Genomic DNA, 18189 nt, shown 5'->3' with positions numbered 1-18189 from the left:
AGTGTTTAGTATTTTCTCATTTTAATTTTAAGTTCTTACTATTAAAGCATTTTAGAATTTATTAAAAAAGGCTTGCTACAATTTTAGGCAAATTTTGATTGCTAGGGCTTTAGAATGCAGCTTTTAGCACAAAGGAGAATGAATGGCTAAAATGAGCGCTCCAGATGGGGTTGCCGTTTGGGTGAATGAAGACAGGTGTAAGGGTTGTGATATTTGTGTATCGGTATGCCCTGCTGGGGTTCTTGGCATGGGGATTGAAAAAGAAAGGGTGCTTGGAAAAGTGGCTAAAGTAGCCTACCCAGAGAGCTGTATCGGTTGCGTGCAATGCGAGTTGCACTGCCCGGATTTTGCGATTTATGTGGCTGACAGGAAGGATTTCAAATTCGCTAAAGTTTCTAAAGAAGCCCAAGAAAGAAGCGAAAAGGTTAAGGCCAATAAATACATGCTCTTAGAAGAGACTATTTTAGAAGGGAGAGGCAAGTAATGCGTGAGATTATTTCTGATGGGAATGAATTAGTCGCTAAAGCGGCGATTGAAGTGGGGTGTCGGTTTTTTGGGGGCTATCCTATCACGCCAAGTTCGGATATTATGCATGCGATGAGCGTGGCTTTACCCAAATGCGGCGGCCATTTTATCCAAATGGAAGATGAAATCAGCGGGATTAGCGTGTCTTTAGGAGCGAGCATGAGCGGGACGAAGTCTATGACAGCGAGCTCTGGGCCTGGTATTTCATTGAAAGTGGAGCAAATCGGTTATTCTTTCATGGCGGAAATCCCTTTAGTGATCGCTGATGTGATGCGTTCAGGCCCATCAACCGGAATGCCCACTCGTGTGGCTCAAGGCGATGTGAATTTCTTAAGACACCCCATACATGGGGATTTTAAAGCCGTCGCGCTCGCTCCTGCCAATTTGGAAGAAGCTTACACAGAGACCGTTCGTGCGTTCAATTTGGCTGAAATGCTCATGACTCCTGTATTCTTGCTCATGGATGAAACCGTGGGGCATATGTATGGCAAGGTGCAAATCCCAGATTTAGAAGAAGTGCAAAAGATGATCATTAATCGTAAGGAATTTGTAGGCGATAAAAAAGACTACAAGCCTTATGGAGTCGCACAAGATGAGCCGGCTGTTTTAAACCCTTTCTTTAAAGGTTATCGCTACCATGTTTCAGGCTTGCACCATGGGCCTATTGGCTTTCCTACTGAAGACGCTAAAATCGGTGGGGATTTGATTGACAGATTATTTAATAAGATTGAATCCAAGCAAGACATTATCAATGAAAATGAGGAAATGGATTTAGAGAGCGCTGAAATCGTTATTATCGCTTATGGTTCGGTTTCTCTAGCGGTTAAAGAGGCTTTGAAAGATTACAATAAAGAAAGTAAGCAAAAAGTCGGCTTTTTTAGGCCTAAAACCTTATGGCCAAGCCCGGCTAAACGCTTGAAAGAAATAGGGGACAAATACGAAAAAATCCTTGTGATTGAATTGAATAAAGGGCAGTATTTAGAAGAAATTGAAAGGGTTATGCAAAGGAAAGTACATTTCTTTGGGCAAGCCAATGGGCGCACGATTTCGCCCAAACAAATCATCACAAAGTTGAAGGAGCTTTAAAATGGCGTTTAATTATGATGAATATTTGCGTGTGGATAAAATACCCACTTTGTGGTGTTGGGGCTGTGGCGATGGCGTGATTTTGAAATCCATTATCCGCACGATTGACGCTTTAGGTTGGAAAATGGATGATGTGTGCTTGGTGAGCGGGATTGGTTGCAGCGGGCGCATGAGTTCGTATGTGAATTGCAACACCGTTCACACCACGCATGGCAGGGCTGTAGCGTATGCGACAGGGATTAAAATGGCTAACCCTAGTAAGCATGTGATCGTGGTTTCTGGCGATGGCGATGGCTTTGCGATTGGAGGCAATCACACCATGCATGCGTGCAGAAGAAACATTGATTTGAATTTTATTTTAGTGAATAATTTCATTTATGGTTTGACTAACTCCCAAACTTCGCCCACCACGCCTAATGGCATGTGGACGGTTACGGCTCAATGGGGGAATATTGATAACCAATTTGACCCATGCGCTTTAACCACCGCTGCCGGGGCGAGTTTTGTCGCTAGAGAGAGCGTTTTAGACCCTCAAAAATTAGAAAAAGTGCTTAAAGAAGGTTTCTCGCACAAGGGTTTTAGCTTCTTTGATGTCCATAGCAATTGCCATATCAATTTAGGGCGCAAGAATAAAATGGGCGAAGCGTCTCAAATGCTAAAATGGATGGAAGGCCGGTTAGTGAGCAAACGCCAATTTGAAGCCATGAGTCCTGAAGAAAGGGTGGATAAATTCCCTACAGGCGTTTTAAAGCATGACACGGACAGGAAAGAATATTGCGAAGCGTATCAAGAAATCATTGAAAAAGCACAAGGAAAACAATAATGGAAGCGCAATTACGATTTACGGGCGTTGGAGGGCAAGGCGTGCTGTTAGCGGGAGAGATTTTAGCTGAGGCTAAGATTGTGAGTGGGGGCTATGGCACTAAGACTTCCACCTACACTTCGCAAGTGCGTGGAGGGCCCACTAAAGTGGATATTTTGCTAGATAAAGATGAAATTATTTTCCCTTATGCTAAAGAGGGCGAGATTGATTTCATGCTTTCAGTCGCTCAAATCAGCTACAACCAGTTTAAAAGCGATATTAAAAAAGGCGGTATCGTTGTCATTGATCCCAATCTAGTAACCCCCACTAAAGAAGATGAAGAAAAGTATCAGCTTTATAAAATCCCTATCATTAGTATCGCTAAAGATGAAGTGGGTAACATTATCACGCAATCTGTGGTAGCGTTAGCCATTACCGTGGAGCTTACCAAATGCGTAGAAGAAAATATCGTGCTAGACACCATGCTTAAAAAAGTCCCTGCAAAAGTCGCTGATACCAACAAAAAAGCCTTTGAAATTGGCAAAAAACATGCTTTAGAAGCTTTGAAAAAATAAGGGGGTAACTCCTTATCTTATTTTTCTTTAGCTATAGCTTTTCCCCTTTTTTTGTATTTTTGAAAAAAAAAAAAAAATGATATAATGCTCAAATTTTACAAAGGATTCTTGTATGCGCAAATTTTTGGATGGGGCAAAAAGTGAGATTTTAAAATATGATGTGATTTCTTTTGATATTTTTGATACCCTTCTTCTAAGACCTTTCATTAAACCCACAGATTTATTTTGGTATATTGAGACTAAATATAATATTAAAGGTTTTCATCAAGCAAGAATCCTGGCAGAAATGCAATCTAGAAAATTAAGCAAAGAACAAGACATCACTCTAGATGAAATTTATCATCAAATCCCAAAAGAGTTTCATTCATATAAGGGAGTAGAAATTGCCACTGAAAAAGAGATGCTTGTTCCAAACTTAGAGATGTTAGAACTCTATCGTTTCGCTAAAGAGAACAATAAAAGAGTGATTATTGTATCAGATATGTATTTACCTTTAGAAGTCCTTGAAGATATTTTAATTTCTAAGGGTTTTGATGGTTATACAAATTTCTATCTTAGTAACCATATAATGCTTACTAAACATTCAAAGGATTTGTTTAAACATGTTTTAAAACAAGAAAATATTACTCACACGCAAATGTTGCATATCGGTGATAATTCTTGGGCAGATGGCACTATGCCTAAAAGTTTAGGCATAGCAACACTATTTAGAAAAAGCGTATTGAAGCAATTTGAAGAAATTTTTCCTAAATACAAAACATTTAGTCCAACCAGTGTTGCGCAAAGTTTTATTTTAGGATCTTTATGCGTTTTTCATAAAAATTATATTCAAAAACATGAAAAATTTGATTATTGGTTTCTTTTGGGAGCGATGCAAGCAGGAATTGTAGCCGTTGCTTATTGCCAGTTTATCTATAAAGAGATTCATAAAAGAAATATTGATACTTTAGTGTTTGTTGCACGAGATGGTTATTTATTGCAAAAAATTTTTAATATTTTATATCCAAATTCATATAAAACTACTTATGTCTATGCTCCCAGAATTTTAAAAAAAGCGGTATTTTTAGAAGTCGTAGAGGGCGAGAGTTTGGAAATTTTGCGTATTTTAGAAGGCGAAGAAGAAATTAAAAAGAAACAAATCACCACCAACCAACAGGCGTATGTATATCTCTATAGCAATTTTGAACATTGCCGCCATTTAGCGTTAAAATGTTTAAATAATTACAGAGAATACTTGTTTTCATCAAATTTAGAAGGAAATATCGCTATTGTAGATACGATTACTTTAGGCTATTCTTCGCAAGGGTTAATCCAAAAAGCTTTAAACAAAGAAGTTTTTGGGTGCTATGTGGATCTCCTAAGAATTTTAAATTATGATTGCGTGAGTTTCTTACCTTTTTCACACCCTAAACCCGTTTATTTTCATAATTGGGATTTTATGGAGTTTTTGCTAACAAGCCTTGAATACCCTATTTTAAATGTAGAAAATGGCGTTCCAATTTATCAAAAAGACGTTTCATCTTGTGAAAAATACCGCTCTAAAGCTTATGAAAAAATAGTAGAAGGGGCTGTTGGATATGCTTCATATTTTAAAGAAAGTCAAATTTCTTTAGACATTCATGATGTGATAGAATGGGTGAATTTCTTTATTGACAATCCTAGTATTCAAGATCAAGAGCAATTCAAACAAATTTATTTTCTTCCAGACGCGACGCATAAAAACGCTCTGCCCTTGTTTTGTAACGATGTTTCTTTGCTGTCTTGTATTTTAAAACCTTCACAAAGTTATGGCGTATTAAAAAGAAGTCTTAGGACAAACAAGCAAGAGAGATTGTTTAAAATATTGTCTCTAATTAAAAAAATCTATGGGAAGTTAAAAAAGAAATGATAAAGTTGGCTCTGTTTTTAATCAAATATGGATAAATAGGGCTTTCTCCCTTAATATAATTCTCTCAAAAGTTATCCACTAGATATTTTTTTATTTATCAAATAATCCGTTTTTGAGTATAATCCTACGAAAATTTTAAGGAACGGCATGGAGTTTTTAGGACTGATTTTAAGTCTAGCCGCTATTTTGATAGCGTTTAAAAAGCCTGAAAAAGAAAATTGGGCGTTTGGGATTTTGATTGTGGTGTGGTTAGTGGAGCTTATTATTTTTATAGCCCATAGCTCTAGCGTTTTGCCTAACATGAATCTATAAGGGGGATGCATGAATAAAGAAACCCGATTTTATAATCTTTTTTCTTTGGCGGTTTTAGGGATTTTAATCTTTCCTGTGGGTTTGGCGAATTTTTATTTTGGCTATGTTTTGAAAGATTCGCCTTGTATTTTTTGCTGGGCGCAACGCATCAACATGATTTTAATAGGGGCGGTGGCGCTTTTGGTGGTGCGTTTTGGGTTTAAACCTAAATACATTGCCTTGCTGCTACTCATGGCTAGCAGCGGGCTGTATGAGAGCTTTTATCATACCGGTGGCCATGCCTTAGAAGATGTGGGGCAGGGATTCGCGCTCGCTATTTTGGGCTTGCACACGCAGTTTTGGGCGCTTTTTGTCTTTTTTAGCGTGATAACGCTTTTAGGGGTTTTACTCTTTTTTGCCCCTAATGCCCAACCTTTTAAAGATCGTTTGTTAAACACGCTCCAAAAAAGCGCTTTTTATGTTTTCTTTATGGTGGTGGGTTCTAATGCGATACAGGCGTTTGTTTCTACCGGGCCTTTCCCTTACATAGGGCAAAGCGATCCGGTGCGTTTTTCGTGGAATTTGAAAGAATCGGTCTGGTCTATGGAGAATTGGGATCATTTGAAATTCCCAAGAAGCGTTTTAGGCAGAAGGGATGTGGGCGAGCCTTTGAAATTGAGCGCTTTGCCTAAAGATAATGATTATGAGCGTTCGCCTTTAGAAATTACAAAAACTCTAAAGATTGGAAAAAAAGAAGAACTTCCCTTAAAACTGAATGGAGCGATCACGGATTTGAGTTTCAATGAAGACAAGGCGATCCTTACCACAGAAAACCAAGGCCTTTATCTTGTGGGTAACGATTTGAAAACCATTCACAGCCATATGGTGTTGGATAGTTATTACAGTGCGACGGTGGGGGCGTTCGTGGGGGCGGATTTTAACGAAGATGAAAACATTGTGATCATGGGTAATAATAAAACGAGCGTAGAAGTCACTCCTAACAAAAACGCTAACGCGCTTAAAAACTTCCCTTATTTTTTAGAGGGGGCTAACTCTTTTGATGAAGTGGAACGCAGCCACTTAAAAACTTCTAGGGCGAAAAACTATTATGTTAGCGTTGCAAGAAGAGGGGCTAAATTCACTTATTTGATCACCGCTCCTAACAAGCGTTATAAGGATTTGATTATCATCTCCATGCTCAATAGCGACAAACAGGTGCATGGGGAGTTTTTACTGGAATTAGGCAATGCCAAACTTAAAGAAAAAAGGAAACTAGGCGAGTTAGTTATCAGCGCACTGGCTTTAAAGGATAATCAACTTTATGCGTTCAGTAAGGAATTTAACACGCTTTTAGTCATAGACCCCACAAAAGAAGAGATTCTTGAAGTTTATGGCTTACCAAAAGAGATTAAAAATATCAGCGCTTGTGGGTTTAGGGGTAATGAGCTTATCCTTGTGAGCTATGAGAATGATAAAAATATTCTCTATACCCTTAATTTTTAAACTCTTTTAAAGCTACTTTTTTCTAATATATTAACGCATTAGAAGATGGTCGCTATTTTAGAATAGAGGAAAGTCCGGGCTACATTAGACAAAATTCCATCTAACGGATGGCTAGCGCAAGCTAAGGGAAAGTGCCACAGAAAGCAAACCGCCTTTTTAAGGTAAGGGTGAAAGGGTGGGGTAAGAGCCCACCAGAGCTAAAGCGATTTAGCTTGTTTTGGCAAACCCAATTTGTAGCAAGAAGCGCATGGTAAGTCTAAATTGATACGCGCTTCGCTTGAGGAATATTGCAAAATATTTCCCAGATAAATGGCCATCCATTGACAGAACCCGGCTTATTCTAATGCTTAACTGCGTGTTGATTTTTTTAATAAAGTTTCAATCATTTTATTTTTTTTTATTTTTTTACCTAATTATTGTTTAAAATTTTAAAGATTTATGTTACACTCTGTGAAATCAAAATCAAAGGGGATAGCGTGTTAGAAAAATCTTTTTTAAAAAGCAAGCAATTGTTTTTATGCGGATTGGGTGTTTTGATGTTGCAGGCTTGCACTTGCCCAAACACTTCACAAAGGAATTCTTTCTTGCAAGATGTGCCTTATTGGATGTTGCAAAATCGCAGTGAGTATATCACGCAAGGGGTGGATAGCTCGCACATTGTAGATGGTAAGAAAACTGAAGAAATAGAAAAAATCGCTACCAAAAGAGCGACAATAAGAGTGGCGCAAAATATTGTGCATAAACTCAAAGAGGCTTACCTTTCCAAATCCAACCGCATCAAGCAAAAGATCACTAATGAAATGTTTATCCAAATGACACAGCCCATTTATGATAGCTTGATGAATGTGGATCGTTTAGGGATTTATATCAATCCTAACAATGAGGAAGTGTTTGCGTTAGTGCGTGCGCGTGGTTTTGATAAGGACGCTTTGAGCGAAGGGTTGCGTAAAATGTCTTTAGACAATCAAGCGGTGAGTATCCTTGTGGCTAAAGTGGAAGAAATCTTTAAAGATTCTGTCAATTACGGAGATGTTAAAGTCCCTATAGCCATGTAGGCTTAGAATAATAAGGGTTCTTCGCTATCGTCTGTTCTTTTGGGGGTGGGGGTGATGGAATTAGGGGTTGAATAGTAGGGGATTTTATCCACGATTTCTTTACGCAAGCCTTTGGGGACATCAAACTTTCTTTTTAAAGAAGGTTCAATCGCTAAAATATTACGCATGAAATACGAATACACAGGTGCACTCACAACGCCGCCTCCTGTCGCTCCTTTGCTAATAGGCGTGTTATCGTCTCTCCCAAACCAGATCACGCTTTGTAAGGTGGGGGTAAAGCCAATGAACCAAGCGTCAATATTGTTGTTAGAAGTCCCGGTTTTACCGGCGATTTCTAAATCTTTAATGCGAGCCAAACGCCCTGTGCCGTTTTCTACCGCATTCATCAGCACTGAAAGGGTTAAAAAAGCTTGTTCTTTGGAGGTGATTTTCTTAGTTTCCATAGGTGTGAAAGTTTTAACTTCGTTTTGTTGGTTAGTGATGCTTTCAATGAGCATGGGTTTGAGCATGGTGCCGTAATTAGAAAATAAAGAATACTTTTCGGCCGCTTCAATCGGTGAGATAGTAAAGCTCCCTAACACAATAGACAAGTCTTTAGGGAGGTTTTTAAACCCCATATCGCTTAAAGATTGATAAATTTTTTCAAAGCCAAGCTGATCGCTTAAATTGATCGTGGCTAGATTTAACGAATGGCTTAAGGCTTCTTGCAAGGTTACAAGCCCTAAAAACTTGCGAGAATAATTGCTGGGGTGCCATGCGTGGTTTTGTGCACTGTTTTTACTATAATTGCCATTTTCAAAGTTTCGTGCGGTATCAGGGATTTTAGAAGTGGTGGAATAGCCATTATCAAAAGCGATTTGATACACAAAAGGCTTGATCGCGCTCCCAAACTGCCGTTTGGCTTGCGTGGCGCGATTGAAAGCGCTTTTTTTATAATCAATCCCCCCCACTAAAGCTAAAATCTTACCGGTGCTCGTTTCTGTAACTATCATGCTAGCGTTTAAATTGTCTTCATCTTCATCATTAGATGCGTTAGTTTTTGGCTTTTCTTTAGCGATTTTTTCTAAGATTTTTTGATGCCCAAAACGCAAAGACTCTAACGCTAAGCGTTGGTAATCCAAATCTATCGTGAGCTTTATGGTATAGCCTTGAGTTTTTAGCCCGTCTAATTGATCCAATTGCTTCAACACTTCATCCACGACATAGGGAGCGATATTTTGCGTGGAAGTTTGGTTATAGACGATTGGCACTTCATTGAGAGCGGATTTGAGCTCGTTAGAAGAAATCCAGCCTAAAGAATACAACCGCCTTAAAATATCATTAGCCCTAGAGAGTGAAAATTCTAAATTTTTGGTAGGGTCATAAAAACTTGGAGCCCTAGGCAGGGCGACTAACATGGTGATTTCTTTAAGCGTGAGTTTGTCAAGGGGTTTTTTAAAATACCCTAAACTTGCGGTTTTGACGCCATAATACCCATGCCCAAAAAAAGTTTGGTTCAAATAGCGCTCTAAAATTTCTTCTTTGCTTAAGACTTTTTCAATGCGTATGGAAATGATAGCTTCTTTGAGTTTTCTGGTTAGGGTTTTTTCTCGTGTGAGCACCATGTTTTTAACGAGTTGTTGGGTTAGGGTGCTACCCCCCTCGGTGTAACGACCGCTTTTAGCGTTTTTAATCATAGCGCGCATGATAGCGTCTAAATTGATCCCCCCATGCTCAAAAAAGAGAGTGTCTTCTACCGCTAAAAGGCTTTCAATAAATCGTGGGGGGATTTCTTCAAAACGCGCATAAAAACGAAATTCCTTATCATAAATATTAGCGATCAAACGCCCTTTTCTGTCTAAAATCTGTGAAGCGACGCCCGGGCGATAATCTTTAATTTTAGCAATATCCTTATCTGTAGTTACCCAAACTTGAGCGATAAGAATGGCTAACAACCCTACGATAATCAAAAATAAAACGACAAAACCATAAAAAATCTTTTTTAGCATTTAATCACTCTTAAAAGAAGATTGTATTTTAGAATAATTTAAAAGGGTGTTCGCAAGCTCTTTAGTGTCTTGTAAGCTGTTTTTAAGGGATAAAGAGACTCGTAAAAGGGGTTTAGAAACCGTGGGGGGGCGGATAGCTCCCACTAAAAACCCCTTTTCTTTCAAAAAATGATGAGCGTTTAAAAGAGCAAGATTGCTTTCAAATTCTAGAGTAAAAAATCCTGCGAGCGTTCTAATACCTAAAGTTTCAAAAATAATCTGTTGGTGTTTGCTAAGCTCATTTTTTAATTCTTGTTTTTGCACGATAAAGTATTCTAAATGGGCTAAAGTTAAAGCGGTGTCTAACAGGCTTAAAGCGGTGGTGTAAATCACGCTTTTAGCGCGATTAGTTAAAAACTCTATGATTTGTAAGGGGGCTAAAATACACGCCCCATAGCTCGCAAGCGCTTTAGAGAAAGTGCTGAGTTTAATGATTTTGTCTTTTTCTTTGATGCGATAATATTCTAAAAAACCCAATAAATTCTCACCAATAGTCCCAAAACTATGGGCTTCATCAACGATTAAAAAAGCGTTAGGGATCTCTTGAGTGATTGCATAAAAATCATAAGGAGCGACGCTCGCATCCATAGAATAAACCCCCTCAATGGCTATGAATTTGAGCTTATTTTTAGGAGCGTTAAAGAGTTTTTGTTGTAAATCTTTAGCGTCATTGTGCGAGAAAAAAACCACTTGATTAGACTTCGCTTTCGTGCTAAAAATCCCGCTTGCATGGTAGTGTTCGTCCATGAATAAGAGGGCGTTTTTGACTAAAAGGGTGTCTATTAAAGCCAGATTGCCCAAAAAACCACTCCCCACTAAAAGAGCGCTTTCAAACCCCAACAAATTTGCTAATCGCTCTTCTAATTCTGCATGCAAAGGGTGGTAGCCATTCACTAGCATGGAAGCCTTGGGGGAATGAGCACCAAAGGATTGGAGCTTATCAAAAGCGTTTTGAAGCAAATCTTTTTTAACGCTCAAACCCAAATAATCATTAGAAGCATAATCCTTTAATGAAGGGTCAAACAACTCTCTTTTGCGGTAGCGTTTGGCATGGCGTAGGGCTTCTAAAGATTTAGAAAACATCAAAACACTTCATTGAATGGAATCATTCGCCTTTTTGAATTTTTTCAATTTTTCAATGATTTTATTAAGTTCATCTTGTTTTTCGTAAAACATCTTATCAATATTTTCTTTGACATGTTTAGCGCTATCTTCCATTAAATGCACTTTATGCTCTAGGTATTTTGAATCGGTAATGTGGTCTTCTTGAACGGCTTTAACCAAATCATTAGCTTCAGCATGCACGCTTGCATGGTGGCTTTCTAAAGCTCTATAGCCTGAAGTGTTGGAAAAATTCTCTTTGCCCGCGCCCTCATAATACCATTTGCCTAAGCGGCAACTCTTATGGCTAGTAATATCAAAGGAGTTGAGACCAAAAATCATGCCATAAAGATTGTTTTTAAAGACCACATGATCGAGTTTGGCTAGACCGCAAAACACCCGGTTATTGATATTGTAGATGGTGTATTTTGCGGCTTGCGCGACAATCATGTTATTTTTTACGGTGGATTTAAGCTCTTCTACATCACCCTTAATAGAGCCTACAATAGAATTAATATCGTGGGTGTTGGTTTGAATATCGTTGGCTTCTTGTTGCATGCTTTTAACGACGACAGCGATTTCTTTAGTGGCTTTTTGGGTTTTTTCAGCGAGCTTTCTCACCTCATCAGCCACCACCGCAAACCCTCTCCCATGCTCGCCCGCTCGTGCGGCCTCAATAGCGGCGTTTAGGGCTAAGAGATTGGTTTGTTCTGCAATATCATCAATCAAAGAAATGACTTGAGTGATTTCATTGCTCCGTTGGTTGAGGGAGTCCGCTAACGAAGTGGCGTTTTGCATCTTTTCATAAAGCGATTCAATGTCTTGACCCGTTTTATTAACGGTTATTAACCCTTCATTAGAATGCTCTTCGCCATTTTTAGCCGCATTTAAGAGCAAGCCTGTTTCTTGATGGAAATACTGCATGCTTTCTTGCGCGTTCTCTAAGCCCTCTTTTAAGCTCGCGCAAAAAGTTTTAAACAAATCGCTTTTATGGTATTCCCCCACACCCCCTGTTTTTTTAGCCAACGAATAATACTGCACGCCATCAATATTTTGGCTTTTTAAAGAATAAGAAACGCCTTGTAAATTAACGCTCTCTGCGTTTTCTTTAAAATGAACGCTTTGTTCTTCTAAATTGTTTAAGCTTGCAAGATTCCCACTCTTAAAAACGACTTTATTGTTTTTAATACCTACAAAACCTTCATGCAAGCACAAATTTAAAAGGCTTTGATAGAGATTGACTTCTTTTTTTAACTCCGCAATCTCAGAATCTTTTTGACTGATTTGAAGCTGTAACTGCTTATTCCCAAACATGGTGGCATTCCTTATTTAAATTTGAATCTTTTGAGATTATACCCAAAATTACCAAACATTTTAACCGCTCGTTAGTATTGTTGTTTCAAAAACAATTCGTAAAATAAGCCCTGTTTCTTTATAAGGGTTTCAAAGTTGCCCTGTTCTATTAGTTTGCCTTGATCTAAAACGATAATTTCATCAGCTTGCTTGACACTATTCATGCGGTGTGTAATAATTAAAGCCATCTTAGATTGCGATTTTTTAAAAATAAAATCCAAAAACTCTTTTTCTATAATGGGGTCAATAGTACTGCTTGGCTCATCTAAAACAACACAATGACTTGGTTTTAAAAAGGCTCTTATAGTGGCTATGCGTTGCTTTTGACCCAGAGAAAAATCTATCCCATTATACTGTGTTCCAAATAATGCGTTGCTGTAATCATTAAGACAATTTTGAAAATTCTCATCAAAAGATTTTAGCATTTCTCTCTTTTGCTTTAATTGCTCTTTAGTGATATTGTTTTGCATGAAAAGATTATCATTAATGCTATACCCAGCATAAAGAGAAAAATCTTGGAATATAGCGCTCATTTGTTGATGGTAGCTGTTTAGCTCTAAATCTTGTAATGAGTATTTGTTATTGATAATAATTTGACCTGAATTTGGGGTATAAAACCCTAGCAATAATTTAATCAGCGTGGTTTTTCCGCTAGCATTCTTGCCGACTAATGCATAAATTTTATTAGAGTGTAAAGAGAGATTAAAGTTTTCAAAAATAAGTTTTGAATTAGGATAAGAGAAACTAATATTTTCAAATGTAATGCTATGGATTTTTTCTTCTAATTTGATTTGTGTTTCTGGTTTCGGTATTTTGTAATCTAAAATACAGAAATAATTTTCAAAGTATTTATTGATAGCAAAAAACCACTTTCCATAAAATGATAAATCTTGTAGTTGCTGTTGGGTAGAGCTAAATGCTTGGATATACCCAGCAATTGCTCCCACACCAATTAATTTTGAAAGGATAATAAAAACCATTAGAAAAAATAGTGCAATACTTAGAGTGGTGATTAAAACATCAGCATATATGGTAAATATTAAGTTTTTTTGGGCGATTTTCACAAAATGATTGATATATAATTCTTTGTTTTCAATAAATTTATGATGAAAATTTAGCATGAAGTTAAATAATAGGTTGTCCTTGTTCTTTTGGTTATCTAGTCCAGAGTATAGGTAATTTTGCATGCTTTCTTTTTGGTCTTGAAGCTTATCTATGGAAGCGCTATGTTTTTTTGCTATATGATTGGAGATGAAAATACAAGGCACTGTTGCAAAAATCATTATAAAGGGTAGATAAATACTAATGGAAAATAATATCCCAAACAGACTCACAAGCCCTATAATGCGTTGCAAGTTAAAAAATAGATTACTGACATAATTTAGGGGACGGATGTATAGACCGTTATGGATAGCGTTAAGCTTAATAGTGTGATCTTTGTTTTCAAAAAAATTTAGATTTTTAACTTTTGTGAGTTTATTAGCAAGCTGAGTGATGATGTTTATAGAAAATTGTTCAGCAATAATGGTTTGCAAGCTTGATGAAATTCCTGAGAACACATGCGTTAAAAACAGCAAGGCTCCCATAGTAGCAAAGTTGGTAACAGCAAGCTGTATTCAAAATGCGTATGATTTTGCAATAGGTCTACCACAATATCAATCAATCTTATTGTAACAAGAATATTTATTGATGGGAGAATACCAATCAATAGCACTGTAATTGATGCCAACACAACACATTTTGGTGAGCTTTTATAGAGTAAAACAAAAGTCCTTAATGGAATGCTTTTTATGGTATCCATTGGTGTTTGCATTCAATAAGATTGGGTGTAAATTTCCTCTATTATATCTCAATTTTGCGCCTCTTTAAATTTCGCTTTTAAAATAAAGCCCTTTAAAATTTCAAACTTTAACCGATAATAGTTTCAACCAAAAGCAAGGATGCCTTTGGGTTTTTTATAACAAGGAGTTACAACAATGGCTTTTCAGGTCAATACAAATATCAATGCGATGAATGCGCATGTGCAATCCGCACTCACTCAAAACGCGCTTAAAACTTCATTGGAGAGATTGAGTTCAGGTTTAAGGATTAATAAAGCGGCTGATGACGCATCAGGCATGACGGTAGCGGATTCTTTGCGTTCGCAAGCGAGCAGTTTGGGTCAAGCGATTGCCAACACGAATGACGGCATGGGGATTATCCAGGTTGCAGATAAGGCTATGGATGAGCAGTTAAAAATCTTAGACACCGTTAAGGTTAAAGCGACTCAAGCGGCTCAAGATGGGCAAACTACTGAATCTCGTAAAGCGATTCAATCTGACATCGTTCGTTTGATTCAAGGTTTAGACAACATCGGTAATACGACTACTTATAATGGGCAAGCGTTGTTGTCTGGTCAATTCACTAACAAAGAATTCCAAGTAGGGGCTTATTCTAACCAAAGCATTAAGGCTTCTATCGGCTCTACCACTTCCGATAAAATCGGTCAGGTTCGTATCGCTACAGGCGCGTTAATCACGGCTTCTGGGGATATTAGCTTGACTTTTAAACAAGTGGATGGCGTGAATGATGTAACTTTAGAGAGCGTAAAAGTTTCTAGTTCAGCAGGCACAGGGATTGGCGTGTTAGCAGAAGTGATTAACAAAAATTCTAACCGAACAGGCGTTAAGGCTTATGCGAGCGTTATTACCACCAGCGATGTGGCGGTCCAGTCAGGAAGTTTGAGTAATTTAACCTTAAATGGGATTCATTTGGGGAATATCGCAGATATTAAGAAAAACGACTCAGACGGAAGGTTAGTCGCAGCGATCAATGCGGTTACTTCAGAAACCGGCGTGGAAGCTTATACGGATCAAAAAGGGCGCTTGAATTTGCGCAGTATAGATGGTCGTGGGATTGAAATCAAAACCGACAGCGTCAGTAATGGGCCTAGTGCTTTAACGATGGTTAACGGCGGTCAGGATTTAACAAAAGGTTCTACTAACTATGGGAGGCTTTCTCTCACACGATTAGACGCTAAGAGCATCAATGTGGTTTCGGCTTCTGACTCACAGCATTTAGGTTTCAGCACGATTGGTTTTGGGGAATCTCAAGTGGCAGAAACCACGGTGAATTTGCGCGATGTTACTGGGAATTTTAACGCTAATGTCAAATCAGCCAGTGGCGCGAACTATAACGCTGTGCTCGCTAGCGGCAATCAAAGCTTGGGATCTGGGGTTACAACCTTAAGAGGCGCGATGGTGGTGATTGATATTGCCGAGTCTGCGATGAAAATGTTGGATAAAGTCCGCTCTGATTTAGGTTCTGTGCAAAATCAAATGATTAGCACCGTGAATAACATCAGCATCACTCAAGTGAATGTTAAAGCGGCTGAATCTCAAATTAGGGATGTGGATTTTGCTGAAGAGAGTGCGAATTTCAATAAAAACAATATTTTGGCACAATCAGGTAGCTATGCGATGAGTCAAGCCAATACCGTTCAACAAAATATCTTAAGGCTTTTAACTTAGTTTTAAGAAAGGTGTTTATGGGGCTAACGCTTTAAGCGTTGGCTTTTCGCTTTAATTTTTACTTCTTTTTTAATAAAATACTCTTTTTGATTCCTTTTTATTACAGGCGGTTATTGTGTTGGATAGTTTTGAGATTTTAAAGGCTTTAAAGAGCTTGGATTTATTGAAAAACGCCCCTGCTTGGTGGTGGCCTAACGCTTTGAAATTTGAAGCTTTATTAGGAGCGGTTTTGACGCAAAACACTAAATTTGAAGCCGTTTTGAAATCTTTAGAAAATCTAAAAAACGCTTTCATTTTAGAAAATGATGATGAGATCAATCTTAAAAAAATCGCTTATATAGAGTTTTCAAAACTTGCAGAGTGTGTCCGCCCTAGCGGGTTTTATAACCAAAAAGCCAAACGACTGATTGATTTGAGCGGGAATATTTTAAAAGACTTTCAAAGTTTTGAAAATTTTAAACAAGAAGTAACCAGAGAGTGGCTTTTAGACCAAAAGGGCATTGGCAAAGAAAGCGCGGATGCGATTTTATGCTATGTGTGCGCTAAAGAAGTGATGGTGGTGGATAAATACAGCTATCTTTTTTTAAAAAAATTAGGCATAGAGATAGAAGATTATGACGAATTGCAACATTTTTTTGAAAAAGGCGTTCAAGAGAATTTAAATTCCGCTTTAGCACTTTATGAAAACACCATTTCTTTAGCGCAACTTTATGCGAGATTCCATGGAAAGATTGTAGAATTTTCCAAACAAAAATTGGAATTAAAGCTTTGATTTTTAGATTTTTCTTAATTTTAAGCCTTTTAAAAGGATTTTTACTGGCCAAAAAGGATTGGAATTTTTTTAAACCTTTAGAGCCTACTAAAAAATATTTTGGCTCTTTTAAAATCGGCTATCTTTACCAGCATGCAGAAACGACTAAAAGATCCCCTATCCGCCCTAAAAACCGCCCTCCTATTTTGATGGATAAAATTTACCATGACGCTTCTTTGGGCTTTGAAGCGGGTTATACTTTGAAGAAGAAAATTTTATTAGGGGGGTATTTGGATGCAGGAATGGGCGATTCGTATTTCATGAGCGCTGGGTTTGTGGCTGGGGTGAGGCTTTTTAAGGGGTGGGTTATCCCTAAAATCGCCTTAGGCTATCAGCTTCAAATTTTAGGGGCTAAGATTGATAAGTATCAATTCAATATCCAATCAGCGGTGGGGAGTGTGGGCTTGTTTTTCAATGCGGCTAAAAATTTTGGCTTGAGTGTAGAAGCAAGGGGTGGTATCCCTTTTTATTTTATCCAAAGCAAATTTTCTAAAGCCTTTGGCACGCCACGATTGAATATCTATTCTATTGGTATCACATTCATCTTTTATGATTTTACTAGATTTTTAGGGTAAAATATTCATTTTAAAAATTAACTATAGAGTATAAAAACCATAATTAGACAAACTTTTAAGGATTTATGATGATTTTCATTGATGCATGTTTTAGAAAAGAAACACCCTATACGCCCATTTGGATGATGAGGCAAGCGGGGCGTTACCTTAGCGAATACCAAGAGAGCCGTAAAAAAGCGGGGAGCTTCTTGGAATTGTGTAAAAATAGCGATTTAGCCACAGAAGTTACCTTACAGCCAGTAGAGATTTTAGGCGTGGATGCGGCTATTTTGTTTAGCGATATTTTAGTAGTGCCTTTGGAAATGGGCTTGAATTTGGAGTTTATCCCCAAAAAGGGGCCGCATTTTTTAGAAACTATTACGGATTTAAAAAGCGTAGAAAGCCTAAAAGTAGGGGCTTACAAACAACTAAACTATGTCTATGATACGATTTCTCAAACGCACCAAAAGCTTTCTAAAGAGAAAGCGTTAATCGGTTTTTGCGGATCGCCTTGGACTTTAGCGACTTACATGATAGAAGGCGAAGGGAGCAAATCGTATGCTAAAAGCAAGAAAATGCTCTATAGCGAGCCTGAAGTTTTAAAAGCGCTTTTAGAAAAATTAAGCCTTGAATTGATAGAGTATTTGAGCCTTCAAATCCAAGCAGGGGTCAATGCGGTGATGATCTTTGACTCATGGGCTAGCGCTTTAGAAAAAGAAGCGTATTTGAAATTCAGTTGGGATTATTTGAAAAAAATCTCTAAAGAGCTTAAAAAACGCTATACGCATATCCCGGTTATCCTTTTCCCTAAAGGGATTGGCGCTTATTTGGATAGCATAGACGGGGAATTTGATGTGTTTGGCGTGGATTGGGGCACGCCTTTAGAGGTGGCAAAAAAGATTTTAGGCGATAAGTATGTTTTGCAAGGGAATTTAGAACCCACCCGCCTTTATGATAAAAACGCTTTAGAAGAAGGGGTTGAAAAGATTCTAAAAGTCATGGGCAATCAAGGGCATATTTTTAATTTAGGGCATGGGATGTTGCCGGATTTGCCCAGAGAAAACGCCAAATATTTAGTGCAATTAGTGCATGCCAAAACCAGACGATAG

At 38.0% G+C, this 18189-nt stretch carries 15 protein-coding genes, 1 other RNA gene and 1 pseudogene; 13 read left to right on the top strand and 4 right to left on the bottom strand.

Translation table 11 applies throughout. The annotated features are described in order from the left end of the window. Nucleotides 1-142: 142 nt before the first annotated feature. The 9 genes from I6852_RS04935 to I6852_RS04895 all read left to right on the top strand — a co-directional run bounded on the left by I6852_RS04935 (nucleotide 143) and on the right by I6852_RS04895 (nucleotide 7725). Nucleotides 143-484: a 4Fe-4S dicluster domain-containing protein gene (locus tag I6852_RS04935; RefSeq protein ID WP_001096895.1), complete on the top strand. Its 342-nt coding sequence runs from the start codon at nucleotides 143-145 to the stop codon at nucleotides 482-484. Beyond that, nucleotides 484-1611 carry a 2-oxoglutarate synthase subunit alpha gene (locus I6852_RS04930; protein ID WP_197291722.1) on the top strand — a complete coding sequence of 376 codons (1128 nt, stop codon included), beginning with the start codon at nucleotides 484-486 and terminating at the stop codon, nucleotides 1609-1611. Before I6852_RS04935 ends, I6852_RS04930 begins: the two co-directional genes overlap by 1 nt. 1 nt (nucleotide 1612) lies before the next feature. Beyond that, nucleotides 1613-2434 (top strand): 2-oxoglutarate ferredoxin oxidoreductase subunit beta, encoded by an 822-nt coding sequence (locus I6852_RS04925; RefSeq protein ID WP_197291721.1) that lies wholly within the window; start codon nucleotides 1613-1615, stop codon nucleotides 2432-2434. Further along, a complete protein-coding gene (locus tag I6852_RS04920; protein WP_000388017.1) occupies nucleotides 2434-2988 on the top strand; it encodes a 2-oxoacid:acceptor oxidoreductase family protein in 555 nt (184 codons plus the stop codon). The genes I6852_RS04925 and I6852_RS04920 overlap by 1 nt, the downstream gene beginning before the upstream one ends. Before the next feature lie 112 nt (nucleotides 2989-3100). Beyond that, a complete protein-coding gene (locus tag I6852_RS04915; protein WP_197291720.1) occupies nucleotides 3101-4876 on the top strand; it encodes an HAD-IA family hydrolase in 1776 nt (591 codons plus the stop codon). Between the two features lie 147 nt (nucleotides 4877-5023). Further along, a complete protein-coding gene (locus tag I6852_RS04910; RefSeq protein ID WP_000394803.1) occupies nucleotides 5024-5188 on the top strand; it encodes a hypothetical protein in 165 nt (54 codons plus the stop codon). A gap of 9 nt (nucleotides 5189-5197) precedes the next feature. Beyond that, nucleotides 5198-6670 carry a disulfide bond formation protein B gene (locus tag I6852_RS04905; RefSeq protein WP_197291719.1) on the top strand — a complete coding sequence of 491 codons (1473 nt, stop codon included), beginning with the start codon at nucleotides 5198-5200 and terminating at the stop codon, nucleotides 6668-6670. A 35-nt stretch (nucleotides 6671-6705) separates the two neighbouring features. After that, an RNA gene (rnpB, locus tag I6852_RS04900) (RNase P RNA component class A) lies at nucleotides 6706-7021 on the top strand. A 185-nt stretch (nucleotides 7022-7206) separates the two neighbouring features. Continuing rightward, nucleotides 7207-7725 carry a tumor necrosis factor alpha-inducing protein gene (locus tag I6852_RS04895; protein ID WP_231626134.1) on the top strand — a complete coding sequence of 173 codons (519 nt, stop codon included), beginning with the start codon at nucleotides 7207-7209 and terminating at the stop codon, nucleotides 7723-7725. 2 nt (nucleotides 7726-7727) lie between these two features. Here I6852_RS04895 and pbp1a read toward each other — a convergent pair whose 3' ends face one another. The 4 genes and pseudogenes from pbp1a to I6852_RS04875 form a co-directional block, all read right to left on the bottom strand. Next, nucleotides 7728-9713, bottom strand: a complete 1986-nt coding sequence (gene pbp1a, locus I6852_RS04890; protein WP_197291717.1) for a penicillin-binding protein 1A — start codon at nucleotides 9711-9713, stop codon at nucleotides 7728-7730. After that, nucleotides 9714-10835 carry an aminotransferase class I/II-fold pyridoxal phosphate-dependent enzyme gene (locus I6852_RS04885; protein WP_197291716.1) on the bottom strand — a complete coding sequence of 374 codons (1122 nt, stop codon included), beginning with the start codon at nucleotides 10833-10835 and terminating at the stop codon, nucleotides 9714-9716. It lies immediately after the preceding gene. Between the two features lie 9 nt (nucleotides 10836-10844). Further along, complete coding sequence (tlpD, locus tag I6852_RS04880) at nucleotides 10845-12167, bottom strand: chemotaxis chemoreceptor TlpD (protein ID WP_197291715.1); 1323 nt, start codon at nucleotides 12165-12167, stop codon at nucleotides 10845-10847. Nucleotides 12168-12238: 71 nt separating this feature from the next. Further along, nucleotides 12239-14007, bottom strand: a pseudogene (locus tag I6852_RS04875) (ATP-binding cassette domain-containing protein). Between the two features lie 175 nt (nucleotides 14008-14182). Here I6852_RS04875 and I6852_RS04870 point away from each other — a divergent pair. The 4 genes from I6852_RS04870 (at nucleotide 14183) to hemE (ending at nucleotide 18189) form a co-directional block, all read left to right on the top strand. Continuing rightward, nucleotides 14183-15715: a flagellin A gene (locus I6852_RS04870; RefSeq protein ID WP_197291714.1), complete on the top strand. Its 1533-nt coding sequence runs from the start codon at nucleotides 14183-14185 to the stop codon at nucleotides 15713-15715. A gap of 115 nt (nucleotides 15716-15830) precedes the next feature. Next, nucleotides 15831-16487 (top strand): 3-methyladenine DNA glycosylase, encoded by a 657-nt coding sequence (locus I6852_RS04865; protein ID WP_000887173.1) that lies wholly within the window; start codon nucleotides 15831-15833, stop codon nucleotides 16485-16487. Continuing rightward, complete coding sequence (locus tag I6852_RS04860; protein WP_197291713.1) at nucleotides 16484-17101, top strand: hypothetical protein; 618 nt, start codon at nucleotides 16484-16486, stop codon at nucleotides 17099-17101. Before I6852_RS04865 ends, I6852_RS04860 begins: the two co-directional genes overlap by 4 nt. A 68-nt stretch (nucleotides 17102-17169) precedes the next feature. Next, a complete protein-coding gene (gene hemE / locus I6852_RS04855; protein WP_197291712.1) occupies nucleotides 17170-18189 on the top strand; it encodes a uroporphyrinogen decarboxylase in 1020 nt (339 codons plus the stop codon).

Source organism: Helicobacter pylori, assembly GCF_015904775.1.
Lineage (GTDB): Bacteria > Campylobacterota > Campylobacteria > Campylobacterales > Helicobacteraceae > Helicobacter > Helicobacter pylori_DM.
The sequence above is the reverse complement of the archived record's forward strand: the minus strand, read 5'-3'. Positions and strand labels throughout refer to the sequence as shown.